Source organism: Acidihalobacter aeolianus, from assembly GCF_001753165.1.
GTDB classification, from domain to species: Bacteria; Pseudomonadota; Gammaproteobacteria; order DSM-5130; family Acidihalobacteraceae; genus Acidihalobacter; species Acidihalobacter aeolianus.
Genome location: NZ_CP017448.1, coordinates 780277 through 804540, shown reverse-complemented (window position 1 = coordinate 804540; position 24264 = coordinate 780277). Strand labels below are relative to the sequence as shown.

Below are 24264 nucleotides of genomic sequence, written 5' to 3'. Positions count from 1 at the left end.
AGCTCCTAGAGAGGTCAGGTACGCGGGCGCGGACAGGTGCCGCCGTTGAGGTTTCAGTTTCCTGCAGTGGCAGCTGCAGATTTACGCTTGCGTCCACTGCGCAGCCGTGCATCCATCGTCGCAAATTGGAAATAGGTGGCGGCGATGGATTCGTGCAATTGACTCAGTTTGAGCTGCAGACGATCAACAAAAGCATGTACCGCCGCGTCGTCCATGCGACTCACCCTGCGTTTGTCGAGATGAGCGGCCAGCTTCCCGGCAGTGGTGAGCGGCACCACATTACGCGGCAACCGTTCAATGGCACCGGCAACCTCGCCGATGCAATGCAGCACCGAGCGTGGAAACTGGCGTTCCTTGAACAGGAATTCGAGTACTTCCTGGCGGCGTACCGGCGCCTGAACCTTGAGCCAATAGGCTTGGTAGGCGGAAATCGAGCGTAGCAGCGAAAGCCATTGCGCGTGCAGGAATGGCTCCAGCTCCACCCCAGGTACGCTGGTGCCGACATAGGCCGTGCGCACGTCGATGATGCGGGTAGTCATGTCGGCGCGCTCCAAGTTGCGACCAATGCGCAGAAAATCGTAGCCCTCATTGTGCAGCATGGTGCCGGCCAGCATGCCGGTGATCTGCTGGCAGGCTGCGATCGCCTCGACCAGGTTGTCGTAACGCCGCCCGCGCGCCAACCCGGAAGGCAAATCGGCCTTGGCCTTGAGAAACAGGTCGTTGATCCGCTCCCAGCCCTCTCCCGGCAACGTATCGCGAACGGTCCTCGCATTTTCGCGCGCGAACTTGAGCGAGCTCAGCAAGGAGGCCGGGTTTTTCTCGTCGGCAATCAGAAAACGCACTACGTTGCGTTCGGAAGCCTCGGTGAAATGCTCGGCAAACTGCTCGGTACTCCCCATAATATCGACCAATGGCTGCCAGCCCAAGGACACACCCTTTGGTAGATCCAGCAACAACAACGTGTTGACGTTGATCAGACGTGCCGTGTTCTCGGCCCGCTCGAGATAGCGCCCCATCCAGTAAATCCGTTCAGCAACCCGCGACAGCATGGCTCAATTGCCCTCCACGTCGACGATCCAGGTGTCCTTGCTGCCCCCGCCCTGAGACGAGTTCACTACGGTGGAGCCCTTGCGCAAGGCCACACGGGTCAAACCACCGGTCGTCACATAGGTCTTTTTCCCGGACAGGATGAACGGCCGCAAATCGAGATGGCGAGGCTCGGCATGACTGTCGATCAAGGTCGGCGCGGTCGACAGGCTGAGCATCGGCTGGGCCATGTAGTTGCGGGGCTGACGACGGATCAGGTCGGCGAAGGCTTCGCGTTCCTTGCGACTGGCGGCAGGGCCGATCAGCATGCCGTAGCCACCGGATTCGTTGGCCGGTTTGACCACCAGTTTGTCTAGATTCGCCAGCACGTATTCGCGCTCGTCCTTGTTCACACATAGATATGACGGGACGTTGGGCAGAATCGGATCCTGATCCAGGTAATACCGGATGATCTTGGGGACGTAGGTGTAGATCACCTTGTCGTCCGCGACCCCGGAGCCCGGTGCGTTGGCCAGTGCCACGTTGCCCTTGCGCCAGGCGCGCATCAACCCCGGAACACCCAGTTGCGAGTCCTCGCGGAAGACCTCCGGGTCCAGGAACAGGTCATCGATGCGGCGGTAGATCACGTCGACCCGGGACAGTCCCTCGATCGTACGCATGTACACACAGTCGTCGTCGCCGACGACGAGGTCCGAGCCCTCGACCAGCTCGGCCCCCATCTGTTGTGCCAGATAGGCATGCTCGAAGTAGGCCGAGTTGTAGATGCCGGGTGTCAGCACCACCACCTCAGGGCGCTTGGAGCGCCGCCGCGACAATGCACTCAGGCAGTCGAACAGCTGCGCCGGATAGTCGTCCACCGGCAGGATGCTGTAGTTCTCGAACAGATCCGGAAACACGCGCTTCATCACCTGCCGGTTCTCGAGCATGTAGGACACGCCGGAGGGGACGCGCAGGTTGTCTTCCAGCACGTAGACCGTGCCGTCCTTGTCGCGCACGAGGTCGGAGCCGCAGATGTGGGCCCAGATGCCATGTGGCGGGTTGATCCCCATGCACTGCTCGCGGAAATCGCGTGAGTTGGCAATCAGCTCGCGCGGTACCACGCCGTCCTTGAGGATGCGTTGGCGATGATACAGGTCGTCGATGAACAGATTGAGCGCCTGCACACGCTGCTTCAGGCCGCGTTCGATCTGCTCCCATTCCGAACGCGCGATGATGCGCGGCACGACATCGAAGGGCCAGGCCCGATCGATCGAACCGTCGCCTTCCGAGTAGACTGTAAAGGTGATCCCCATCGTGCGGATAGCCAGTTCAGCCGCACTGCGGTAGTGAGCGAGCTCCTGGTCATTCAGTGCGCCCAGGAAGCGGCAGAGTTCACCCGCTGCATGCCGAGGCTTACCTGGAGAGGCGATCAGTTCGTCGAAAAAACCCTCTGCCTGATACTGCCGCCAATCAATCGCCATGCACGCCCTCCCTGTGAGATGATGCGTCGGTGACCACTCCCCGCCATCCCTTTTGGCCAAATCCGTCCTTGGCCACGGGACCGGGCGTCACGACGCTGCGGCCACAATTGCACCAAAAAAGTGCGCGGGCGGAGATGTAGCTGAGTCGGTCGCGAATGACGCATCGCCCGTGCCTGTCGAAGGATATCCAACCATGACGTACTGTCTCGCGATCAAGGTCAACTCCGGAATGGTTTTCGCGTCGGACAGCCGCACCAACGCCGGCATGGACCACATCAACACCTATTCCAAAATGTATGCATTCGACATGCCAGGCGAGCGGTGTTTCGTCTTGCTGAGCGCCGGCAACCTGGCGACCACGCAGGCTGTGATCAACCTGATCGAGCGCGATATCGAGCGCAAGGCAAAGCTCAGCCTCAACACCGTAACACATCTCTTCGAGGCCGCCGACTATATCGGGAATCTGAACTGCGAGGTACAACGGCATCATTCCGGCGCCGGCCAGCGCAGTGGAGTGAACCTGGAAACCACGTTCATTCTTGGCGGCCAGATCGGCACCCAGGCACACGAACTGCTGCTGATCTATCCGGAAGGCAACTACATTTCAGCCCCGCCCTCCAAACCCTATCTTCAGATCGGCGAGATCAAATACGGCAAACCGATCCTCGACCGCGTGGTGCGCCCGGAAACGTCGCTAGGCGATGCCGCGCGCTGTTCGCTGGTCTCGCTGGACTCGACCATGCGCAGCAACGTCTCCGTGGGCGCACCCTTCGAGCTTGCGATCTACGAGACTGGCAGCCTCCATCTGGAGCACCGCATGCTGCTCGACGTGGACGACCCGCTATACGTGGACGTACAACAGATATGGAACAAGACTTTGATGGACGGCATTAACGCCCTGCCCCAGTTCGACTGGGAAACCGAGCTGCATCACCACTAGACTACCGAGGCCATGATGACCCGATGCACCAGACGGATTTTCTCCACCGCAAGCCCGGTCAGCGCGAAGGGATAGGCATCCGGCTGCCCCATGCAGCGGTTGAGGGAATTGAGCGCCTGGGTCAGATGGTGCCAGTCCGCCAGCAGGCCATCCAGATCGGCCGTTTCCTCACGCGCAGCATCCAGAGTACGCATGGGCCGGCCATGTACCGCCAGCTCATAATCTCCAGCCATTTCCAGCGTGTCGACCAGATGCAGATAATGCGCCCAGGTTTCCGCCCAGTCCTCCCAGGGGTGCGCACCTGCATACGCGCTCACGTGCCGGCTTGACCAGTTCAATGGCGGCCCGGCGGCATAGTATTTCGCCAGCGAAGCCGCATAATCGGCACGCTCGTCGCCGAATAGGGCGCGGAATTCGTCGACCCAGGGGCTGCGATCGATCAACCGATACCAGTAATAGTGACCGCTTTCATGGCGGAAATGCCCCAACAGGGTCCGATACTGCTCGTTCATCGCCTCGCGCACCCGCTCGCGGGTGCTGGGATCGGCCTCAGCCAGGTTGATTGTGATCGTGCCTTCGAGGTGCCCGGTGAACACGCGTCCGCTGCCGCCCTCATCGTTGAATTCAAGGCTGTCGTCACTGTCCTCCAGAAAGGCAAATGCCAGCCCTTTCTGGGGATCTTGTGACTTGCCGATCACCGGGAGATGCAGACGATCCAAGGTATAGATCAGGCGGCGCTTGGCCTTCTCGATGCGCAGCCAAGCCTGACGGTTGTTCGGCTTCGCCAGATTCGGGATAGCCTGGTTGAGCCGACACGCATGGCAGTACGGATCGGGGTCACCGGCCGGAACCATCCAATTACACACGGTCTCGACCGAATAATTCCGGCACATCCTGTAGCGCAGCCGAGCGTCTTCAGTGCATTCGGGTTTCCAGAGATTCTCGGTAGCGGGCGCCAGCGCTGACATCAGGCCGAGATTGGGCAGAAAACCAAGTTTTTTCCCGCAGACAAGGCAGCGGGTATTTTCGAAATAGAGCTGGTTTCCGCAACTACATCTAAACGTTCTCATGGCCATTCCGCCTGCGTGCGCACCGTCCCAAACATGGACCGGTGCGCTAATGCTGCCGCAGACAGTTCCGTCTGCCTAGGCCCGACGCTGCCGAGCCCGTGACCCCGGTTTACCCGCCCCCTGCGGGCGCCCACGATCGCCGCGCGGATGAGATGCTTGGGGGGCCGGACGACGTCTGCTGCTGGCGGCAGACTTACCGCTACCTGCACCGCGTCTGATCGGCGGTTTGCCTACAGCGCGATTGGGATCGAACGGCGCAGCAGGTTCGAAACCTTCTACGGTGGACACCGGTAACGGTATCTTGATCAGGCTCTGGATTGCACGAAACTGGCCCGACTCGTCGGCACATACCAGCGACATCGCTTCGCCACGCTCGCCGCCACGCCCGGTACGGCCAATGCGATGCACATAGTCCTCCGGGGTGTCCGGCAGTTCGTAGTTGACCACGTGAGGCAACCGGTCAATATCCAACCCACGTGCAGCTACGTCAGTCGCGACGAGCACACGTACAGATTGCCGCTTAAAGTCCTTGAGCGCACGAGTACGGGCACCCTGACTCTTGTCCCCGTGAATCGAAGCCGCCGTCAGACCATCCTTTTCCAGGCTGGCAGCTAAACGGTCAGCACCGCGCTTGGTACGTGTGAACACCAGCACCTGCCGCCAATTACGCGCACCGATCAAATAGGACAGCAACTCGCGCTTGCGCGCGTGGTCCACCAGATACACCGACTGACTCACCGACTCGGTGGTCGCATTGGCGCGCGCCACTTCGATAACCTCGGGCTCGCTCAGAAAACGTCCGGCGAGCTGGCGTATCGGGCCGGCGAAGGTCGCGGAAAACAGCAGTGTCTGGCGTCGCGCGGGCACACTGCGCAGGATACGCTCGATGGCCGGCAAAAAACCCATGTCCAGCATACGGTCAGCCTCGTCGAGCACCAAGATCTCAACCTTGGACAGATCGACACTGCCCCGGTCCAGGTGATCCTGCAGCCGCCCCGGCGTTGCCACCAGAATATCGACCCCACGACGCAAGGCAGTGATCTGCGGCTGGATGCCGACACCACCGAATACGGCGAGACTGCGCAACTGCAAGTGGGCACCATACACGCGAACGCTGTCCTGCACCTGAGCTGCCAACTCGCGGGTGGGTGCCAGAATCAACGCCCGCACTCTCCGTTGACCACCCTGCGCGGTGCTCGCCAGGCGGTCAAGCAATGGCAGCGTAAAAGCGGCCGTCTTGCCGGTACCTGTCTGCGCGCCGGCCATCAGGTCCTTGCCGCGCAATACCGCAGGAATGGCCTGCGCCTGGATGGGAGTCGGGGTTTCGTAACCCTGCTCGGTAACGGCACGCAGCACGTCGGCCGACAGGCCGAGATCGGAAAATGACATCAAGTACTCCTCAAGAATAAAAATCGCCAAGGCACGGCCGCGCAGATGCGTCGGCTCTGATCGAAGCTATCGGGGAATGGCCCTGGCGAAGGCAGACCGCGACCGGTTTGAAGGTACCGGCCAAAGTCACTGAAGGATGTGATCGCAGGTACGTAATAGCGCAGTTAAATGCTCCGCGCTTCAACAAACAGGGTCGAATGATACCACAATTACCCCACTGCCGAGATTCTGCAGTACATACCCCCAACAACGAGCGCCCTTCGCCACACAGGCACGCAGGGCGCGTTCTTTATGGCGTCAGGCCCGATTCGACTTGGCGACTTCCGGATTTCGCTCCGGGCGTCCCAGGAAGATCGCACCGAACACGCCACCGCCCCTGAGCTGATGCAACAGCGCGAATCCGACGTGTCCCAGCCAGTAAATCCACACCATGTAGGACATATAGCGATGTATCAATGAGAGTGAGGTGATCGCAACCGGATACGCCGAGGAAGCCATGCCACCGTCGCTCGCGGGTATCACCATGAACAGTAGTACCCCAGTGAATCCCATGACGGTAATCGCAAGCAGCCCCAAGCCATGGATAAAGCTGGACAGCCCGATCTGCGGCCCGGCCATGGGCAGGCGACCGCGCAACATACCCGTAAACTCATCGCGAACACGAGCAAAACCCGCGCTGTGCCAGGGAAAGAGCAGGCCTAGGTCCTGATGGGTGAAGCTCCACATCCAATGCACCAGAATCACGGCCGCAGCGGCCAGGCCGACGTATTCATGCAAGTGGAAATACACCAGCGTACCGGGCGTCGAGATCAGGAGCCCGCTGAACAACTGGAAGGTAATGCATAGAGTCAAGCCCCAATGCAGCCCCCGCGTGATGCCATCCCATTCCAACTTTTCCGCCATGATCTCCTCCCAGTAAGCCGTTTCGGCATTCACTGAGTCTGACGGTTACCGGGAACAGGTGTTCCCCTTGGGTCTCAGGCGCGCTTGACCGAAGTCATTTGCGCACGCACGCAACGCAGCACCCCATAGTCGTAGCGACCGCCCAGCGCCTCGTAGACGGGTTTCATGCGCTCACCCCCTTGTGCGGCGATAGCCTCGCGGATCTGCACAAGACTACTCTCATCCAGTCCCACCGCCTCGCCGAGCGGGATTTTGCCCTGCGCCACGGCGCCGGCAAGATGCGCGTAGATCGTACCCAGGCTCAGGCCACGCCGCTCGGCGATGGCGGGCGCCGCCATCCCGGCACGAAACAGCACCAGGGTCTCTTCGGCCGAGGACACCTCCCGGTCGCCGTCGCCAGCATCCTCATGGTCGCGGATGACGTCGAGAAAATCGGCGCCATAGGCTTCGAGCTTGCGCGCCCCCACGCCCCCGACCTTACCGAGCTCAGCAAGGGTATCGGGCCGCGCCTCGACCATCTCGCGTAGGGTGGCATCGTGGAAGATAACGTAGGCTGGCACGCCTTGAGCCTCTGCGAGCCGCTGACGCAGGGCGCGCAACGCCGCCCACAGGGCTCGTTCGGCCACATCGGAAAATGCGTTCGCCTCACTGCGCGCACGAGCACGGCGGGCGGGCGGCCTGCTCTGCGTGCGCAGATGCAGATGCGCCTCGCCGCGCAGCACCGGACGGCTGGCCTCGGTGAGACGCAGACCGCCATGCCCCTCCAGGTCGACGGCCAGGAGACCATGCGCGATGAGCTGGCGAAAAAGGCCGCGCCAGCCGGCCTCATCGAGTTCCCCGCCGATCCCGTAGGTACTCAAGCGATCATGTCCGAGCGCACGCACGCGTTCGCCCTCACGACCCAGCAGCACGTCGACCACATGGCCCACGCCGAATCGCTGGCCGGTACGATGCACGCAGGACAAGGCCTTTTGCGCTGCCGTGGTGGCATCCCAAGTTTCGGGTGGCGACAGACAGTTGTCGCAATTGCCGCATGGCGCTTCGAAAGGGTCGCCGAAGTAGCGCAACAACACGCCTCGGCGACAGGCCGTCGTTTCGCACAGCGCCAGCATCGCGTCGAGCTTATGGCGCTCCAGGCGCTTGCGCGCCTCGTCGGCTTCCGAGGCTGCCTGCATCTGACGCAGGGTAATCACGTCCTGCAGGCCATAGCTCATCCAGGCATCGGCAGGGAGACCATCGCGACCAGCGCGCCCCGTCTCCTGGTAATATGCCTCCACGCTGCGCGGCAGGTTGAGATGCGCGACGAAGCGCACATCCGGCTTGTCGATACCCATGCCGAAGGCAATGGTGGCGACCATGATCAGCCCCTCCTCGCGCAGGAATCGTGCCTGGTGCGTCTGACGCAGTTCGGCAGACAACCCAGCATGGTAGGGCAACGCATTGAGCCCGTGTTCACACAGCCACTCGGCCACCGCCTCGACGCGTTTGCGCGAGAGGCAATAGACGATACCGGCCTCGCCGGGGTGTTCCTCGCGGATGAAATCGAGCAGCCGGCGACGAGCGTCTCCGCCGGCCTCGGCGATGCGGTAGCGGATATTGGGTCGATCGAAACCGCTGACGAACACCCGCGCGCCCTCCAAGCCCAGGCGCTCGACGATCTCCTGGCGCGTGTCCTCGTCCGCGGTCGCGGTCAGCGCGATACGCGGTACTGCAGGAAAGCGTTCGTGCAATACCGAAAGCCGGATGTACTCGGGCCGGAAATCGTGACCCCACTGGGAAACGCAGTGGGCCTCGTCGATGGCGAATAGCGCAATGCGTGCATTCGCCAAGCGCTCCAGCATGCGGGGCAGCAGCAGGCGTTCGGGCGCCACGTACAGCAGATCGAGATCACCGGAAGCGAGCCTCGATTCAACTTCACGGCCAGCCTCGGTACTCAGGGTCGAGTTGAGATAAGCAGCGCGTACTCCGTTCTGACGCAGCGCCTCCACTTGATCCTGCATCAATGCGATCAGCGGCGAAACCACCACCCCCACGCCATCGCGCTCTAGCGCAGGAATCTGATAGCACAGTGATTTGCCCCCGCCCGTGGGCATGAGCACAAGGGCATCGCCGCCGGCGGACACGTGTCTGACAATCTCCCCCTGTTGCCCGCGGAAGCGTTCATAACCGAAGACCTCACGCAGAATGTGCTCCGCGCGATCCGGATGAAGCTCAGTCATCCGCTTCCCAGCCGGACCCGCTACGGGCCCGTACGCGACGGCGCCACCACCACCACGTTACGGCCGCCACCGACAATACCGTGGCTGCCACGGCCAGATACAGCGCGGAACGTTCGATGAGCGGCAGATAGTTGAAGAATCGTTTTCCCAGGGCATAGACACCATAACCCCAGGCACCGACCCAGAGCGCAGCGCCGATCGCGTTATATATAAAGAATCGCCGCCATGACATGCCGGCGCTGCCGGCCACGATACCATTGAGCTGCCTGGCACCCTGAACAAACCGGGCAACCAGCACCACCTCGCCGCCAAAGCGATCGAAAAACCGATGCACCCGATCAAGACGTTCGTGGGTCAGCCCCAAGCGTCGCCCATAACGCAACAGCAGCCGCATGCCGCCGAAATGTCCGATGGCGAAACCGATGTTATCGCCGATCACCGCACCGGCCCAGGCAAGCAGCAGTAGCGGAAGGATGTGCAGCCCCCCCTGGGAAGCGACCAGCGAGGTCCCGATCAGTACAAGTTCGCCCGGCGAGGGCACGGCGAAATCCTCCAGCAGAACCAGAAAAAAGGCCGCAGCATAACCATAGGTATGGAAGAATGCCTGATGCGTGGTGATGTATTGCTGGATGTACTGGGCGGTCACGGCAAGACTCGGCGAGAGATCGACATCCGCACCGCATTTACCGGCCGCGGGCGGGCATTCGAGAGACATCACGGAATGAGGCAAACGGACATCATACAATGGCCTGCAGACCGCGTCAGCGCTCACTGCAAATACTTACAAAGCCTATACAAACCATTAGCATTCGCAACAACCATGGGCTAGACTGTAGTCGCTGCAGTTCAAGCTGAGTCGTTTTGGTCGTCCCTTCGGTACCACCCTTAACCCCTTTGCGTCGCTGCAGCCAACAACACCCTTTATTTCGGCAACACCAGGTAGATATCAAATGGCTACAGGTACTGTGAAGTGGTTCAACGAGTCCAAGGGTTTTGGTTTCATTGCCCAGGACAACGGCGGTGATGATGTATTCGTGCATTTCAGCGCGATCCAGTCCCAGGGCTTCAAGACCCTGGCGGAAGGTCAGAAGGTGACTTTCGACCTCCAGCAGGGCCCGAAGGGACCCCAAGCGGCGAACGTCGTCGCTCAATAATCAGGGTTCCTAACCCGGATTATGACGGAGCCCTGCGGCCAGCAGGGTTCCGTAGTTTTCCTTGCGAACCGACGACCGCCGGATTTCGCTTTTCCTGGTTTTCTCGCGGCCGAGCGAGCAGTTCATTGTTTTTTCGGGCGCCGCTTCTCAGGCCGTTTGGCCGAATTGCCTGCCCCCGGCTTTGAGCGTTTCCCGGAAGCCTCGCGACGTTTGCCTGTAGACGGTGCCGCACGCCTAGGCGCCGCAGGCTTTGCCGTCTTGCGTTGGCTTGCCGAGCCCCTGGACTCGGCGGGACCTTCGTCGCCCTCGAATTGACTAATCTGCAAAGGTCGGCCGCAAACCCATACCTTCTGCAGATGTCGGAAAATATCTTTGGGCATGCCCTCGGGCAGGTCAACCGTACTGTAATCGGCATAGAGCTTGATCTGTCCGATGTAGCGACTTTCTACTCCCGCCTCGTTGGCGATCGCGCCGACGATGTTCTTGGGCTGCACGCCGTGCTCGCGGCCGACCTCGATGCGATAACGCACCATGGGCGGCTGCTCGCCCTTGCCGCGCCGTTTTCCGGTCCCAGCTTCGTCGACCGCTGCCGAAGTCGGTTTTGCCATCGGAGCCCGTAACTCCTCGATGGGCGGCGGCGCAGGCGGGAAAAGCGGACGCTCACGCTGCACCAGGTAGGCCAGCGCGGCAGCGATTTCGGTAGGATCGATACCGCGCTCCGACACAAAGGACTCGATCAAGGCCTCGAAGGGCGCGAGTTCCTGGGCTTCGAGTACCTCGCCGACGCGCTCCTTGAACTGCGCCACGCGACGGTCGGCGACGTCCTCCTGGGTTGGCAGATGCATACGGCTGATCGACTGCCCGGTCGCGATCTCGATCGCACGCAGCATGCGCCGTTCGCGCGGCGACACGAACAGGATCGCCTCGCCCTTGCGTCCGGCACGCCCGGTACGGCCGATGCGATGCACGTAGGCCTCGGTGTCGTTGGGGATGTCGTAATTGATGACGTGGCTGATGCGCGCCACGTCCAAGCCGCGCGCCGCCACATCGGTGGCCACCACGATGTCCAGGCTGCCGTTCTTGAGACGCTCGACCGCCTTTTCGCGCTGCGCCTGATTCATGTCGCCATTGAGCGCGGCACAGGCATAGCCGCGGGCCTCCAGCTTCTCAGCCAGCTCCACCGTGGCCGTCTTGGTGCGCACGAAGATGATCAGCGCGTCCGCCTCCTCCACCTCCAGCATGCGGGTCAGCGCATCGAGCTTGTGCGCCCCGCTGACCAGCCAGTAGCGCTGGTTGATGGTGGCCACTGTGGTTGTCTTCGACTGGATGCGGATCTCGATCGGATCGCGCAGATGCGTCCGCGCCACGCGTCGGATCGCCTCCGGCATCGTCGCCGAGAACAGTGCCACCTGGCGGGTGGGCGGGGTGTGGGACAGGATCGCCTCGACGTCGTCGATGAAACCCATGCGCAGCATTTCGTCGGCCTCGTCGAGTACCAACGCGGACAGCCCGGCGAGCGACAGCGTGCGTCGGCGCAGATGGTCCTGTACCCGACCCGGCGTACCCACGATCACGTGCGCGCCGCGACGCAACTGGCGCAACTGCGTATCCATGCCCTGACCGCCGTATACCGGCAGCACGTGGAATCCCTTGAGATGGCGTGCATAGGTCTGCATCGCCTCGGCCACCTGCAGGGCAAGCTCGCGGGTGGGCGTCAGCACCAGCACCTGCGGCTCCGCCCGTTTCAGGTCCAGACGGCTGAGCAACGGCAACGCGAAGGCCGCGGTCTTGCCGGTGCCGGTCTGCGCCATGCCGAGCAGGTCGCGCCCTTCGAGGAGCGGGGGAATACTTTGCGCCTGGATCGGCGAAGGGCTTTCGTAACCGATTTCCTCCACGGCCTGGAGGACGGCAGGCGCAAGCGCCAAATCGGCAAAGCGCGGGGGAGCGTCTGAAGACATCGTGAACCTGCTGGCGATGGCCCATGCGAAACGGGCCGATGAAAACAAGGGCGCGCATTGTAGCCGAACGCGCGAGCCGGTACGCGGTTTATTTCACAACGCGGGTCAGGCCAGATCAGGCGAACTGCCCTGCTACCCAGCCGGATGACCACGCCCACTGGAAATTGTAGCCTCCCAGCCAGCCGGTCACATCCACCACCTCACCGACGAAGTAAAGTCCCGGCACCGACCTCGCCTCCATCGTCTTGGACGACAGAGCGTCGGTGTCGACCCCGCCGAGCGTCACCTCGGCCTTGGCATAGCCCAAGGTTCCCGACGGCATCAGCGGCCATGCGTTGAGCCGTTCGCCCAGCGCGCGCAGGCTCCGCAGCGGATAGGTGTCCAGCGGGCGGTCGCTGCCCTCAAGCGCGCACCAGGCCTGCGCGAAGCGCTTTGGCAGGCGTTCGGCCAACGCATTGGAGAGCAGCGTCCGCGAACGCTGGCGCTCCGCCAGCCAGGCCGCCGCATCGACGCCCGGCAGGAGATCCACCAGCACGCCGCCGCGCTGGCCGACTGCGGCCTGCAGTTGCCAGTAGCTGGAAACCTGCAGGATCGCAGGGCCGGAAAGCCCGCGATGGGTCAGCAGCACGTTCTCGCTGAACACGGGCGAATCAGGCGGCGCGCTGGCCGCGGCCGCCACCGACACACCGGACAGCGGCTTGAGCCGCGCCAGCGCATCCGGCGGCAGAGCCAGCGGGACCAGTGCCGGCATCGGCGGCACCACGGGCAGGCCGAACTGCTCGGCCAGACGGTAACCGAAGGGCGTGGCGCCCAGCTTGGGTACGGCGAGCCCGCCGCTGGCGACCACCAGCGACTGCGCGCGAAACACGCCGCTCCGGGTGTCGAGTTCGAAACGCCCGTCGCCGTCAGCATCGAGTCGGCGCACCGCCTCCACCGCGCAGGGCTGCGCCCAGCGCACGCCGGCTGCTTCGCAATCGCGCCGCAACATGTCGATGATGGTCTGTGCCGAATCGTCGCAGAACAGCTGGCCGTGGTCGCGTTCGTGGTAGGCGATCCCGTGCCGCTCCACACGCGCGACGAAGTCCGCGGGCGTGAAGCGCGCCAGCGCGGAACGGCAGAAATGCGGATTGCGCGAGAGGTAGTTGGCGGGCCCCGTCTCGCGGTTGGTGAAATTGCAGCGACCACCGCCGGAAATGCGGATGCGTTCGCCGATCTTCTCGGCGTGATCGACCAGCAGCACATGCCGGCCGCGCAGACCGGCCTCCGCGGCGCACAGCATGCCGGCCGCGCCGGCGCCGATCACGATCACATCGAAGCGCATACGGCCCGGTACACGTTTATCTGTCTGTCAAACATCTCGGGTAGTGTGGACATTTTCTATTCGCCCCGATCAACGGCGCCGGAGTATGCCATGTTTCTCGCCCTCGGCTTTGTCCTGTCCACGCTCGGTCTGCTCTACGCGGGCCTGCGGTTCACACGTCAGCAGCGCCGGCTGAGCCGACTTGCGCATGCCCTGCCGGTGATCCGCACGTGGCAGGCTGCGCATCCGCTGACCAAACTGACAAAGGAATCGGTAGACTTCTCGGCACGGATCGCACGCCTGACGGACTGCCTGCCGCAGGATACCCTGATCGCGCTGCGCGAGGCCGCACTGGCAGGACATGCCGCCGACCGCAGCCTGATCCCTGGCCACAAGCGCGGCAGCACGCTCTCCTATGACACGCTGCTCGCCGTGGCGCCGGAGATCATCGCCTTCTATCTCTCGCCGTCACTCCATGCCCTGTGCTCGAACATCGTCGGCGAACCGCTGGTGCCGGTGCCGGTCGGCGACCAGAGCGCCTGTTCGGTGCTGCTGTACGAGCGCCCCGGCGATCATATCGGCTGGCATTACGACTACGACTTCTACCGTGGCCGCCACTTCACCGTATTGCTGTCGGTGGAAAACCACGGCCACGGTGCCGACGGCCTGTCGTCGGCGAGACTGGAAGTCCGCCGCAAAGGCAGCGACGACACGAGCTACCCCACACCACCGAATGCCCTGGTGATCTTCGAGGGTCAGCGCGTGCTGCATCGGGCCACGGCGCTGTCAGAGGGTGAACGACGGGTGCTGATCAGCATGACCTTCTGCACCGATCCCTCCGCCAGCCTGATTGCGGACCTCGCACGGCGCGCCAAGGACATGGCCTATTTCGGTCCGCGGGCGCTGTGGATATGAACCCTCAGTGCCAGCCGTCCACGGCCTGCCGGGCCGCTGCGTTCGCGGGTCTCGCGATCAGTCCGTCGATCCCGATGCTGACGCGGTATTCGGCACCGTTCGCCATCGGCAGGTAGACGGAGCTGCCGTAGAGGGCATCGACAAAGGGCAGCCTCAGACGCCGCGCCCATAGCCACACATCGACCCCGCGATCCCGCCCCAGGGCGTAGACGGTATGCGTCTGGCTGCGCGCATCCGCCACGGTGGCATAACGCCCGGACAACCGCCTGAGCTGATAGAGCGGCTCGAAGCCAAGCAGGGCCGCCCAGGTCCGCCACTTGAGCACCCGCGCATCGAGCCGCCAATCCTGTCCACGCAGGCGATAACCACGGACGCTGCCGGCCTGCGTAGTCAGGTCTGCAATATAGGTATCCGGACCTACCGACTGGAAACGAATGGTTGCCACCGGCGCTTCCATGGCCAGGCGCTGGTAGCCGGCCAGATCGACCGCCGCCAGACCAGCCAGCACGGCCAGTGCGCTCAGCGCCACACCGACCCCGCCGTGCCCGCCTGCGCGCCATCTCCAGCCGCGGATCCAATGGCGCCATGCGCGCCAGAGTGAAGCCAGACCGCCCAGGGTCAGCAGCCCAGCCAAGACCAGAATCGCCTCGCTCATGCATCCCTGCCATATCCGCCAGCGCCCGATGATCCGCCACGGGCGGAACGGTAGCAAACCCGCACCTCGATCTTATCCGTGTATTTCGGACCAACGCAGGGTATCCCTTATACTCGCGGCATGGATCACGTCACCGTCTTCAAGGCGCTTTCCAATGCATCCCGGCTGCAGATTCTCGAACTGCTCCGGGACCCGGAACGCCATTTCTCCGATCATGGGGTGCTCAGCCGGGTGCACGAATGCGGCGTCTGCGTCGGCGCGATCCAGGAAAAGCTCGGTCTCTCGCAATCCACCGTCTCCAGCTACCTCAGCCTGCTGCAACGCGCAGGCCTCGTCGACGCCACCCGGGTCGGTCCCTGGACCTACTACCGCCGCAACGAAAAGACTCTGCACGCACTCAGCAACTATTTCGCTGCCCAACTCTAGCCGAGTGGATGAAAACGAAATGCGAGGAACTCACCACGCATATCTATGTTCCTAGATATTACGATTTAAGCTAACCCATCATCGCTGGCGCACCGTGCGCAGCATCGCCAACGTCAAGGAGTGGACACAATGTCAGACAAGAACCTGCTGAGTCCGATCAAACTGGGACCTTATGAACTCCCCAACCGTATCGCCATGGCGCCGATGACCCGCAATCGCGCGACCAACCCCGAATTTGCGGCGGGCTCGATCCAGGCGACCTATTACACACAGCGTGCGGGGGCCGGACTCCTGATCAGCGAAGGCAGCCAGATATCCCCACAGGCCGTCGGCTATCCCAACACACCGGGCGTGTATTCGCCGGCCCAGGTTGCCGGCTGGAAGCAGGTGACCGACGCCGTACACGCGGCGGGAGGGCGCATTTTCTGCCAGCTGTGGCACGTCGGCCGTATCTCCCTGCCCGATTTCCATGACGGCAAACCGCCGGTGGCACCGTCCGCGGTGAACCCGGAAACCACGCTTTACGCGCCCGACGGCAGCCAGAAGCCGACGGTCACGCCACATGCGCTGAGCCTCGCCGAAATCCGTTCCACGCTCGACGACTACACACATGCCGCCCGCAGCGCCCTCGAAGCCGGATTCGACGGCGTCGAAATCCACGCCGCCAACGGCTATCTGCTGAATCAGTTCCTGATCGACACCAGCAATCAGCGCACCGACGAATACGGCGGCAGCGTCGAAAAGCGCGCACGCATCGTGTTCGAGGTCGTGGAGGCCGTCGCCGGTGTATGGGGTGCGGATCGCGTGGGCATCCGTCTGTCGCCGAGCGGGCTTTTCAACATCGGTGCCGGCAGCGACAACCGCAGCCAGTTCGACTACGTGATCGACCGGCTCAACGATCATGCGCTGGCCTATCTGCACCTGATGGAACCCTTCGCCCCCGTGGACGAGATTCCCAACATGATCCCGCACGTGGCCGAACACTACCGCCCGCGTTACCGCGGCACGTTGATCATCAACAACGGCTTCGACCAGGCACGCGGCGACGCAGCGATCGCGCAGGGCCTCGCCGACATGGTGGCCTTCGGCAAACCCTTCATCAGCAATCCCGACCTGCCGGCACGCTTCGCCGCAGGGGCACCGCTGGCTGAATACGACCAGAACACCTTCTACGTGGGCGGCGAGAAGGGCTATATCGACTATCCGGCCTACAGCGCCGCCTGATCGAACCGAAACCGCGGCGGCCGGGTACGCCCGGCCGCCACAGGAGGATACGGACATGACCGACACCTCAACCCGCCATATCGGCCGCATCGTCGAGGGCATGGACGCCAGCGACGGTGCCGGCGTACGCCTCAAGCGCTATATCGCCCGGCCCGGGCTGGAGGACATCGACCCATTCCTGCTGCTGGACGAATTCCGCACCGAGCGCGCCGACGACTACATCGCCGGCTTCCCGCCTCACCCGCACCGCGGATTCGAGACCGTGACCTACATGGTCCACGGGCGCATGCGTCACCGCGACTCGACCGGCATGGAAGGTTTGCTGACGCCGGGCGCCGTGCAGTGGATGACCGCCGGCCGCGGCATCATCCACAGCGAGATGCCGGAAATGGAGTCCGGGCTGATGTGGGGCTACCAGCTATGGGTCAACCTGCCCGCACGGCTCAAGATGCACCCGCCCCGCTACCAGGACATCGCACCCGAACGTATCCCGGCGATCGAGGATGGGGACGCTCGGGTACGCGTGATCGCCGGGCGTCATGCAGACACCGACGGTGCCGCCGAAACGCTCACCGACATCGTTTACCTCGACGTCGAACTCGGACCGGAAGGGCGCTTCACGCGCGCCGAACCGAGCGGATATGCCGGCTTCCTGATATTGCTCGAAGGCGACCTGCACGACACCGCCGGGACCTCGGTCCGGCGCGGCCAACTCGCCGTCGTTTCCGGCGAGGGGAAGCTCTCCCTACAGGCCGGCGTAGAAGGCGCCCGCTTCCTCTACGCCGCTGGCGCCCCGCTCGACGAGCCTATCGTCCGCTACGGACCCTTCGTGATGAATACGCAGACTGAGATCCGGCAGGCGTTCGAGGATTACCAAAGCGGTCGCCTGGCCACGCCCTGAGTTCGCAAACAACTCGCGTCGCTTTCGTTCAGCCGGCTGCTATAGTCAACTCATAAGAGATATACCAGGCAACCGGTTCACCATGAGGCACAACCTCGGATGGCCTCCCGAAAGCGTCGCGAGCGTCGCATCAGCATTATCGCGGGTCTGATCCTCGTCACTCTTACGCTGGTGGCGAGCATTTCTATTTTTCTGGTCATGGAGGATCAGGCGGAGAACATCGTCAACCGCAGCCTGCTGTTGTCTCTGGAAACCCGAATGCGGCTGTTCAGCGCCAAGATTCAGCAGCGCACCAGAACACTCAAGTTGATCGCAACACGCCCGTATATCATCACCCAACTCAAACGGCTCGATATCGATCCCACCAACCCCGCAGCGCAGCGGTCCATTCAGCTCGCGGCAGACACCTTCCTGCCCAACGATTTTTCCATGGTGCGTTTTCTGATGCCCGACCGTCGCGTGGTGGCCTCTGCCGGAAACAGGATTGTTCAGTCGCAGCTGAGCGTACTACTGAAGACAGCAACACCCTCGCAACTGATGTGGAACGATGCAGGATTCATCCTTGCCCAAGAAAGCCCAATGTTAGATGCCAGTCATCGACTGATAGGCTACGTCCAGGCCGAGTCGCCGTTGCCCGATGCCACTCAAATGCTCTATGAGACGCAAACCCTCGGCAGGACGGGTGAACTCGTGGTTTGCGGCAACACACGACAAGGCATGCAGTGCTTCCCAACCGTGCTTAGCGGACGCGTCTATCGCGACGTACCCCCTCTGGCCAACGGGCGAAAGCTACCCATGGCCTACACCTTCGAAGGACGCTCCGGCACAGTCACCACGAGCGATTATCGTGGGCGAGAGGTCGTCGCTGCCTGCGCGCCGCTCGAAAACCTCGGCCTGGGCATGGTGCTCAAGGTCGACAGCAACGAACTCTATGCACCCATCTACCGGCAGGTCCGCGAGGTCAGCATCATGCTGCTGTTTTTCCTGGCTGCCGGCATTCTCCTGCTCTACTGGTTGGTGACCCCGTTGGTCAGGAAACTGGCACTCTCCGAAAGCGAGGCCCTCCAGGCCAGCGAGCGCTTGCGCGATAGCGAGACGCGCACTCGCACCATCCTCGACAATATCGACGAGGGCCTCGTCACATTGTCCGATGGAGGCACCATAGAATCAGTCAACCCGGTCGCCGAAAGGTTATTCCGCTACCCAGCCGGCGAACTGCTGGGCGCTGGCGTGCGCGACTTGCTGCCACCTGCAAGCCATCCCGAATTCGAGCAGCATTTCACCAACTACATTTCGCGAGACAATCTGAACACTGCGCATGAAAGCTTCGAAATCCAGGCCCTGCGTCGCGATGGCGACACATTCCCTGTCGAGGCCAGACTCAGTGAAATGGTGCTAGGCGGCCAACGCAAGTTTATCCTCGCCCTGCAGGACATCACCCACCGCAAGGAGGCGGAGGCGCGCATCCTGCACATCGCCTCACACGACCCGCTAACCGGTCTGCCCAACCGCACACTCCTCGAAGACCGCATCAAGCAAGCCATCCACGCCAACCATCGCTACCGCGAGCGTTTTGCGGTTGTCTACATCGATCTCAATGACTTCAAGACGATCAACGATTCCCTTGGGCACAATGTTGGGGACGACATGTTGCGTGCCGTGGCCCTGCGTCTACAAGCATGCCTACGGGAAGACGATACCGTAGCCCGCCAGGGTGGCGACGAATTCATTGTCATCCTTTCGCGTATCCAAGAACCCGACGATGCGAGCATTGCTGTACATAAAATCATCGAAGCGCTCACCCAGCCGTATCACATTGATGGACACGAGCTGCACAGCGGCGCGAGCCTCGGCATCGCGATCTATCCAGAGGACGGGGAGGACGTCACTGCCCTGCTGAAGAACAGCGATACGGCGATGTATCAGGCAAAGGCTTCGGGGCGCAACAACTGCCGGTTCTATTCACCGGACATGGATGCCAAAGCGGCCCATCGGCTGATGCTGGAGAACAACCTGCGGCATGCGCTTGAACATGAGGAACTGGCTCTTTTCTATCAACCCATCGTTGACGTCAAAAACCACCGAATTGTGGCTCTCGAAGCCCTGTTGCGCTGGACGCATACGAAGATGGGTCCTATCTCGCCCGCGCAATTCATCCCAGTTGCCGAAGAATCCTCGCTGATCCTGCCGATCGGCGAATGGGTGCTCGAAACAGCCTGCAAGCAGATACAGAAATGGGATAACGATGGCCTGTTCTCTGGCAGGGTGGTAGTCAACCTGTCACCGCGACAGTTCCGCCAAAGCGACATGGTCAAACAGTTCGCGAACACCATCGAACGCACCGGCGCCAACCCGCAACGCCTCGGCATGGAAATTACCGAAAGCGTGATCATGGAAAACCTGGACACATCGATCCGCATGCTCCAGTCTCTCAAGGAGATGGGCGTTGAGTTCTCCCTGGACGACTTCGGCACCGGCTATTCCAGTCTCAGCTATCTCAAGCGATTCCCGATCGACAAACTCAAGATCGATCAGTCGTTCATCCGCGATCTGGTGAACGATCGCGATGACGCCGCACTGGTGAAGGCCATCATCGCCATGGCGCACAGCCTGAAGATCCGAGTGGTTGCCGAAGGTGTCGAAACATTCGATCAGCTCGACTTCCTGCGCGCTCAAGACTGCGACCAATACCAGGGCTATTATTTCAGCCGCCCTCTTCCCGCCGATCAGATCAGATTCAAAGACCTACAGGATGCGGCGGGCGAACCAAACGCCCCGCCCGCCATCTAATAGAATAGAAATATCAATAAATAAGATATTTCAATCAGTGTATCCTGCCGCCACCAGGGCGACACTCTCTACCACCCTCGGATTTCGACCGCATGGATCCCATCATGGATATCGTCCGGCGTACGCCGGACATCCTCGCCACCAGTTTCATCCTCGTCGTCGGACTTGTCGCACTGGGCATCGTAGTGCTGTTCGCCGTCGATCTCGCCCAGACGAGTAACGCGATCCGCCACAACTTCCCCGTGCTCGGCCGCTTCCGCGGCCTGTTCACCAAGCTCGGCGAGTTCTTCCGTCAGTATTTCTTCGCACTCGATCGCGAGGAACTGCCCTTCAACCGCGCTGAACGCGAATGGATCTATCGTTCTGCACGCGGCGGCAACAATACGGTCGCCTTCGGCTCGACCCAGCCGCTGCTGCAGTCAGGCACCGTACTGTTCGTCAATTCGCCCTATCCCGTGCTGGAGCGCGACGCCCATCCATCCCCGCCGCTGCTCATCGGCGCGGGCTGCCCGCAGCCCTACGCCGCTCCGTCGCTGATCAATATTTCGGGCATGAGCTACGGTGCGATTTCAGCCCCTGCAGTACGGGCGCTGTCGCAGGGCGCGGCACTGGCCGGATGCTGGATGAACACTGGCGAAGGCGGCCTCTCGCCCTATCACCTGGAAGGCGGCTGCGATCTGGTCTTCCAGATCGGCACAGCCAAGTACGGCGTTCGCGAGACCGACGGCCGCCTGAGCGAGACACGGCTGCGCGAAATCGCGGACCACCCCCAGGTGCGCATGTTCGAGATCAAGCTCAGCCAGGGCGCCAAGCCGGGCAAGGGCGGCATCCTCCCCGCCGCCAAGGTCACGCCCGAGATCGCGCGTATCCGCGGCATCGAGCCCGGCACCGACTCCCTCTCACCCAACCGCCATCCCGAGATCGGCGACAGCGGCGAACTGCTGGAATTCATTGCCCACGTGCGCGCCGTCACCGGCAAGCCGACCGGGATCAAGTTCGTGCTGGGCAACCCGGCCTGGCTGGACGAACTGGGCGAGGCGATCCGACAGCGCGGCATCGAGTCCGCCCCCGACTTCATCACCGTGGACGGGGCCGAGGGCGGCACCGGTGCGGCACCGCTCGCGCTGATCGACGCCGTCGGCCTGCCGCTGCGCCACGCCCTGCCGGCGGTCGTCGATGCGCTCGAACGACATGGCCTGCGCGAGCGCGTGCGCATCGTCGCCTCGGGCAAGCTGGTGACCCCGGTGGAAATGGCCTGGGCCTTCTGCGCCGGCGCCGACTTCGTGGTCAGCGCACGCGGCTTCATGTTCGCGCTCGGCTGCATCCAGGCCCTGCGCTGCAACCGCAATACCTGCCCGACGGGCATCACCACGCACAACGCTCGCCTACAGCGCGGTCTCGACCCGCGGGAAAAATCGGTGCGTGTCGCCAATTACGTGGCGGAAATGCGGCACGGCCTGGAAACGATTGCGCATAGCTGCGGCGCCGCCCACCCACGCGCACTGACCCGACAGCATTGCCTGCTGGTCGGGGGTCACCCGCAGATCGTCCCGCTGGCCGAACGCCTGATCTGATTCTTACCCGCGGTTATCTGCCCCCTCCTTCGCCTCCAGCGCTGGAGAATCTTCGCGAGTACCGGGTGCCAATCCGGACTGCACACGTGCAATCGGCAACTCTCTAAGAATCCGGCACGGTTACGCTAAACTTGGTCCTTGCGATTCAGTGTCCGATGGCACCGCCATGGTGTACTGCCCTATTGAGCCAGGTCGGGCTATCGTATAGCCGTGTGCATAGCAAGCACGCGTGTACGGACGAGCGACGCATGAACCGCCAGGACCGCTGTGCAAAGCGGCAAAAAAATAATACAAAGAGGAGTCTGCATGTCATTCCGGAGCATCGATCCCGCCACCGGCGAAACGGTCACCACCTACGACGCGATGAGCGCCGACCAAATCAACGACACACTGAACCGGGCCGTGGCGGCACAGCGTGAATGGGCTGCCACCGACTTTGCCGAACGCGCCGCGCGTTTCCACGCGCTGGCCGACCGGCTGGTCGAAGCCAAGGACGAATTCGCCACGCTGATGAGCCACGAGATGGGCAAGCTGCACGCCCAGGGTGTCGCCGAGGTGGAAAAGTGCGCCTGGGTCTGCCGCTTCTACGCCGACCATGCCGAGGCATTCCTGCGTCCGGAGCCGGTCAAGACCGAGGCCTATCGCAGTTACGTGAACTTCCGGCCGCTCGGCGTGGTGCTGGCGATCATGCCCTGGAACTACCCCTTCTGGCAGGTACTGCGCTTCGCCGCGCCGGCGATGATGGCGGGCAACGGCGCCGTGCTCAAGCACGCGCCCAACGTGTTCGGCTGCAGCCTGGCGCTGGAGCGTACATTCCGCGAGGCCGGATTCCCCAAGCACCTGTTCCGCAGCCTGCTGGTCGATATTCCGGAAACGACCGCGGCAATCCACGACCCGCGCATCGCCGCGGTCAGCATCACCTCCAGCGTGCGTGCCGGCCGCGCAGTGGCCTCCGAGGCGGGGCGGGCGCTGAAGAAATGCGTGCTCGAACTCGGCGGATCGGACCCCTACATCGTGCTCGAGGACGCCGATCTCGAACGTGCCGTCGAGGTTGGAGTTATTGCCCGTTTTCAGAACGGCGGGCAGAGTTGCATCGCCGCCAAGCGCTTCATCGTGGTGGACGAGGTCTACGACGCCTTCGAGCGCAAGTTCGTCGAGGCGGTCGGCAGACTGCGCATGGGCGATCCCCGCAACCCCGATACCCAGGTCGGCCCGATGGCGCGCATCGACCTGCGCGACGAACTCGCCGACCAGGTGCGGCGCAGCGCGATCACCGGCGCACGCATCCTGGTCGGCGGCGAGGTCCCGGCGGGTCCCGGCGCCTATTACCCCCCGACGGTGCTGACCGATGTGGAACCGGGCATGGCCGCCTGGTCCGAGGAACTGTTCGGCCCGGTCGCCACGCTGATCCGCGTGCGCGACGAGGCCGAGGCGCTGCGCGTGGCCAACGGCACCGAATTCGGCCTGTCGGGTGCGGTGTGGACACGCGACCTCGTCCGCGGCGAGCGCATCGCGGCCGAGGGCATCGAATCGGGCGCGGCCTTCGTCAACACGATGTCGAAGTCCGATCCGCGCATGCCCTTCGGCGGCATCCGCCATTCGGGTTACGGACGCGAACTGTCGATTCACGGCATCCGCGAGTTCGTCAACGTCCACTCGGTGTGGGTCGAGGGACCGGGCTGAAACCTCAGCTGCGGTGCACCGTCGACAGCAGCACGCCGAGACCCACGAACATCCCGCCGCTCAGGCGATTGAACGTGCGCAACCGCCCGGGATCGCCGAACCATGCGGCGAGACGCATGCCGCCGAAGGCATAGGCCATCTGCCAGGCCGTCTCGATGCTCACGAAGGTGGCGCACAGCAACGCGTACTGCACCGCCTGCGGCCGCGTCGGGTCGATGAACTGGGGGAACAGCGCGCCGAAGAACACGATCGCCTTGGGATTGCTCGCGGCGACGGCAAAGCCCTGCCGGTAGCGCTGCCAGGCGGATCGCCGCACACCCTCCTCGCCCGCCAACCGCAGGCCGACGCCCTCCTGCCCGCCGGAGCGCCAGGTGCGCACGCCGAGATACACGAGATAGGCGGCTCCCGCCCACTTCACCGCCGCGAAGGCCGGTGCCGAGGCCGCAAACAGTGCGCCCAGCCCGGCCGCCGATGCCAGCATCATCAACACCAGCGCCGACAGCGCGCCCGCGGTGGTGACCAGGGTCCGCCGGCTGCCGTGATGCATGCCGTGCGTGGCGGCGAGCAGCATGCACGGGCCTGGGATCATGCTCAGCACGAACACCGTCAGCGCGAAGACCAGCCATAGCTGCAGGTTCATCATCTCGTCTGCTCCA

Annotated in this window: 20 protein-coding genes; 9 read left to right on the top strand and 11 right to left on the bottom strand. The window is 62.9% G+C overall.

Annotated features, from left to right (window positions below):
- Positions 1–53: 53 nt before the first annotated feature.
- Both BJI67_RS03660 and BJI67_RS03655 read right to left on the bottom strand, forming a co-directional pair.
- Positions 54–1049, bottom strand: coding sequence for an alpha-E domain-containing protein (locus BJI67_RS03660; protein ID WP_070071880.1), 996 nt, complete (start codon positions 1047–1049; stop codon positions 54–56).
- A 3-nt stretch (positions 1050–1052) separates the two neighbouring features.
- A complete protein-coding gene (locus BJI67_RS03655; RefSeq protein WP_070071879.1) occupies positions 1053–2507 on the bottom strand; it encodes a circularly permuted type 2 ATP-grasp protein in 1455 nt (484 codons plus the stop codon).
- Between the two features lie 193 nt (positions 2508–2700).
- Here BJI67_RS03655 and BJI67_RS03650 point away from each other — a divergent pair, with 193 nt between their 5' ends.
- Complete coding sequence (locus BJI67_RS03650) at positions 2701–3447, top strand: peptidase (RefSeq protein WP_070071878.1); 747 nt, start codon at positions 2701–2703, stop codon at positions 3445–3447.
- Here the strand turns inward: BJI67_RS03650 and BJI67_RS03645 are convergent.
- The 5 genes from BJI67_RS03645 to BJI67_RS03625 all read right to left on the bottom strand — a co-directional run bounded on the left by BJI67_RS03645 (position 3444) and on the right by BJI67_RS03625 (position 9743).
- Positions 3444–4517 (bottom strand): zinc-binding metallopeptidase family protein, encoded by a 1074-nt coding sequence (locus BJI67_RS03645; RefSeq protein WP_070071877.1) that lies wholly within the window; start codon positions 4515–4517, stop codon positions 3444–3446. The genes BJI67_RS03650 and BJI67_RS03645 overlap by 4 nt on opposite strands.
- A gap of 75 nt (positions 4518–4592) precedes the next feature.
- Positions 4593–5906: a DEAD/DEAH box helicase gene (locus BJI67_RS03640; RefSeq protein WP_070071876.1), complete on the bottom strand. Its 1314-nt coding sequence runs from the start codon at positions 5904–5906 to the stop codon at positions 4593–4595.
- A gap of 297 nt (positions 5907–6203) precedes the next feature.
- Positions 6204–6809: a cytochrome b/b6 domain-containing protein gene (locus BJI67_RS03635; RefSeq protein ID WP_070073927.1), complete on the bottom strand. Its 606-nt coding sequence runs from the start codon at positions 6807–6809 to the stop codon at positions 6204–6206.
- A gap of 74 nt (positions 6810–6883) precedes the next feature.
- A complete protein-coding gene (gene recQ / locus BJI67_RS03630; RefSeq protein ID WP_070071875.1) occupies positions 6884–9028 on the bottom strand; it encodes a DNA helicase RecQ in 2145 nt (714 codons plus the stop codon).
- Entirely contained in the window at positions 9021–9743 is a 723-nt protein-coding gene (locus BJI67_RS03625; RefSeq protein ID WP_083250609.1) for a DedA family protein, read from the bottom strand. The genes recQ and BJI67_RS03625 overlap by 8 nt, the downstream gene beginning before the upstream one ends.
- Before the next feature lie 235 nt (positions 9744–9978).
- On the opposite strand from BJI67_RS03625, the gene cspE reads away from it, so the two are divergent.
- Positions 9979–10182 carry a transcription antiterminator/RNA stability regulator CspE gene (gene cspE / locus BJI67_RS03620; RefSeq protein ID WP_070071874.1) on the top strand — a complete coding sequence of 68 codons (204 nt, stop codon included), beginning with the start codon at positions 9979–9981 and terminating at the stop codon, positions 10180–10182.
- A gap of 122 nt (positions 10183–10304) precedes the next feature.
- On the opposite strand, the gene BJI67_RS03615 is transcribed toward cspE, so the two are convergent.
- Positions 10305–12140, bottom strand: coding sequence for a DEAD/DEAH box helicase (locus tag BJI67_RS03615; RefSeq protein WP_083250608.1), 1836 nt, complete (start codon positions 12138–12140; stop codon positions 10305–10307).
- Positions 12141–12255: 115 nt separating this feature from the next.
- Positions 12256–13461: a BaiN/RdsA family NAD(P)/FAD-dependent oxidoreductase gene (locus BJI67_RS03610; protein ID WP_070071872.1), complete on the bottom strand. Its 1206-nt coding sequence runs from the start codon at positions 13459–13461 to the stop codon at positions 12256–12258.
- A gap of 90 nt (positions 13462–13551) precedes the next feature.
- Between BJI67_RS03610 and BJI67_RS03605 the strand changes: the two genes are divergently transcribed.
- Positions 13552–14355: a 2OG-Fe(II) oxygenase gene (locus tag BJI67_RS03605; protein ID WP_070071871.1), complete on the top strand. Its 804-nt coding sequence runs from the start codon at positions 13552–13554 to the stop codon at positions 14353–14355.
- A gap of 4 nt (positions 14356–14359) precedes the next feature.
- Here the strand turns inward: BJI67_RS03605 and BJI67_RS03600 are convergent, their stop codons facing one another.
- On the bottom strand, positions 14360–15010 hold the full coding sequence (locus tag BJI67_RS03600; RefSeq protein WP_070071870.1) for a hypothetical protein: 651 nt from the start codon (positions 15008–15010) through the stop codon (positions 14360–14362).
- Positions 15011–15088: 78 nt separating this feature from the next.
- Between BJI67_RS03600 and BJI67_RS03595 the strand changes: the two genes are divergently transcribed.
- The 6 genes from BJI67_RS03595 to BJI67_RS03570 all read left to right on the top strand — a co-directional run bounded on the left by BJI67_RS03595 (position 15089) and on the right by BJI67_RS03570 (position 23608).
- Positions 15089–15436 (top strand): ArsR/SmtB family transcription factor, encoded by a 348-nt coding sequence (locus BJI67_RS03595; RefSeq protein WP_231940893.1) that lies wholly within the window; start codon positions 15089–15091, stop codon positions 15434–15436.
- Between the two features lie 129 nt (positions 15437–15565).
- Positions 15566–16660, top strand: coding sequence for an alkene reductase (locus BJI67_RS03590; protein ID WP_070071868.1), 1095 nt, complete (start codon positions 15566–15568; stop codon positions 16658–16660).
- A gap of 55 nt (positions 16661–16715) precedes the next feature.
- Positions 16716–17561, top strand: coding sequence for a pirin family protein (locus BJI67_RS03585; RefSeq protein WP_070071867.1), 846 nt, complete (start codon positions 16716–16718; stop codon positions 17559–17561).
- A 99-nt stretch (positions 17562–17660) separates the two neighbouring features.
- The gene (locus tag BJI67_RS03580) at positions 17661–20351 is read left to right on the top strand and encodes a putative bifunctional diguanylate cyclase/phosphodiesterase (protein ID WP_070071866.1); all 2691 of its coding nucleotides are present in this window, start codon (positions 17661–17663) and stop codon (positions 20349–20351) included.
- Between the two features lie 92 nt (positions 20352–20443).
- Positions 20444–21925 (top strand): FMN-binding glutamate synthase family protein, encoded by a 1482-nt coding sequence (locus BJI67_RS03575; RefSeq protein ID WP_070071865.1) that lies wholly within the window; start codon positions 20444–20446, stop codon positions 21923–21925.
- 306 nt (positions 21926–22231) lie between these two features.
- Complete coding sequence (locus tag BJI67_RS03570) at positions 22232–23608, top strand: NAD-dependent succinate-semialdehyde dehydrogenase (protein ID WP_070071864.1); 1377 nt, start codon at positions 22232–22234, stop codon at positions 23606–23608.
- Positions 23609–23612: 4 nt separating this feature from the next.
- Here BJI67_RS03570 and BJI67_RS03565 read toward each other — a convergent pair whose 3' ends face one another.
- Entirely contained in the window at positions 23613–24251 is a 639-nt protein-coding gene (locus BJI67_RS03565; protein WP_197513288.1) for a LysE family translocator, read from the bottom strand.
- Positions 24252–24264 lie beyond the last annotated feature (13 nt).

What these genes read in the sequence shown, in the direction of transcription:
- BJI67_RS03660 (WP_070071880.1), bottom strand. Translation starts at nt 1,049, where the DNA reads ATGCTGTCGCGGGTTGCTGAACGGATTTACTGGATGGGGCGCTATCTC.
- BJI67_RS03655 (WP_070071879.1), bottom strand. Translation starts at nt 2,507, where the DNA reads ATGGCGATTGATTGGCGGCAGTATCAGGCAGAGGGTTTTTTCGACGAA.
- BJI67_RS03650 (WP_070071878.1), top strand. Translation starts at nt 2,701, where the DNA reads ATGACGTACTGTCTCGCGATCAAGGTCAACTCCGGAATGGTTTTCGCG.
- BJI67_RS03645 (WP_070071877.1), bottom strand. Translation starts at nt 4,517, where the DNA reads ATGAGAACGTTTAGATGTAGTTGCGGAAACCAGCTCTATTTCGAAAAT.
- BJI67_RS03640 (WP_070071876.1), bottom strand. Translation starts at nt 5,906, where the DNA reads ATGTCATTTTCCGATCTCGGCCTGTCGGCCGACGTGCTGCGTGCCGTT.
- BJI67_RS03635 (WP_070073927.1), bottom strand. Translation starts at nt 6,809, where the DNA reads ATGGCGGAAAAGTTGGAATGGGATGGCATCACGCGGGGGCTGCATTGG.
- recQ (WP_070071875.1), bottom strand. Translation starts at nt 9,028, where the DNA reads ATGACTGAGCTTCATCCGGATCGCGCGGAGCACATTCTGCGTGAGGTC.
- BJI67_RS03625 (WP_083250609.1), bottom strand. Translation starts at nt 9,743, where the DNA reads ATGTCTCTCGAATGCCCGCCCGCGGCCGGTAAATGCGGTGCGGATGTC.
- cspE (WP_070071874.1), top strand. Translation starts at nt 9,979, where the DNA reads ATGGCTACAGGTACTGTGAAGTGGTTCAACGAGTCCAAGGGTTTTGGT.
- BJI67_RS03615 (WP_083250608.1), bottom strand. Translation starts at nt 12,140, where the DNA reads ATGTCTTCAGACGCTCCCCCGCGCTTTGCCGATTTGGCGCTTGCGCCT.
- BJI67_RS03610 (WP_070071872.1), bottom strand. Translation starts at nt 13,461, where the DNA reads ATGCGCTTCGATGTGATCGTGATCGGCGCCGGCGCGGCCGGCATGCTG.
- BJI67_RS03605 (WP_070071871.1), top strand. Translation starts at nt 13,552, where the DNA reads ATGTTTCTCGCCCTCGGCTTTGTCCTGTCCACGCTCGGTCTGCTCTAC.
- BJI67_RS03600 (WP_070071870.1), bottom strand. Translation starts at nt 15,010, where the DNA reads ATGAGCGAGGCGATTCTGGTCTTGGCTGGGCTGCTGACCCTGGGCGGT.
- BJI67_RS03590 (WP_070071868.1), top strand. Translation starts at nt 15,566, where the DNA reads ATGTCAGACAAGAACCTGCTGAGTCCGATCAAACTGGGACCTTATGAA.
- BJI67_RS03585 (WP_070071867.1), top strand. Translation starts at nt 16,716, where the DNA reads ATGACCGACACCTCAACCCGCCATATCGGCCGCATCGTCGAGGGCATG.
- BJI67_RS03580 (WP_070071866.1), top strand. Translation starts at nt 17,661, where the DNA reads ATGGCCTCCCGAAAGCGTCGCGAGCGTCGCATCAGCATTATCGCGGGT.
- BJI67_RS03575 (WP_070071865.1), top strand. Translation starts at nt 20,444, where the DNA reads ATGGATCCCATCATGGATATCGTCCGGCGTACGCCGGACATCCTCGCC.
- BJI67_RS03570 (WP_070071864.1), top strand. Translation starts at nt 22,232, where the DNA reads ATGTCATTCCGGAGCATCGATCCCGCCACCGGCGAAACGGTCACCACC.
- BJI67_RS03565 (WP_197513288.1), bottom strand. Translation starts at nt 24,251, where the DNA reads ATGATGAACCTGCAGCTATGGCTGGTCTTCGCGCTGACGGTGTTCGTG.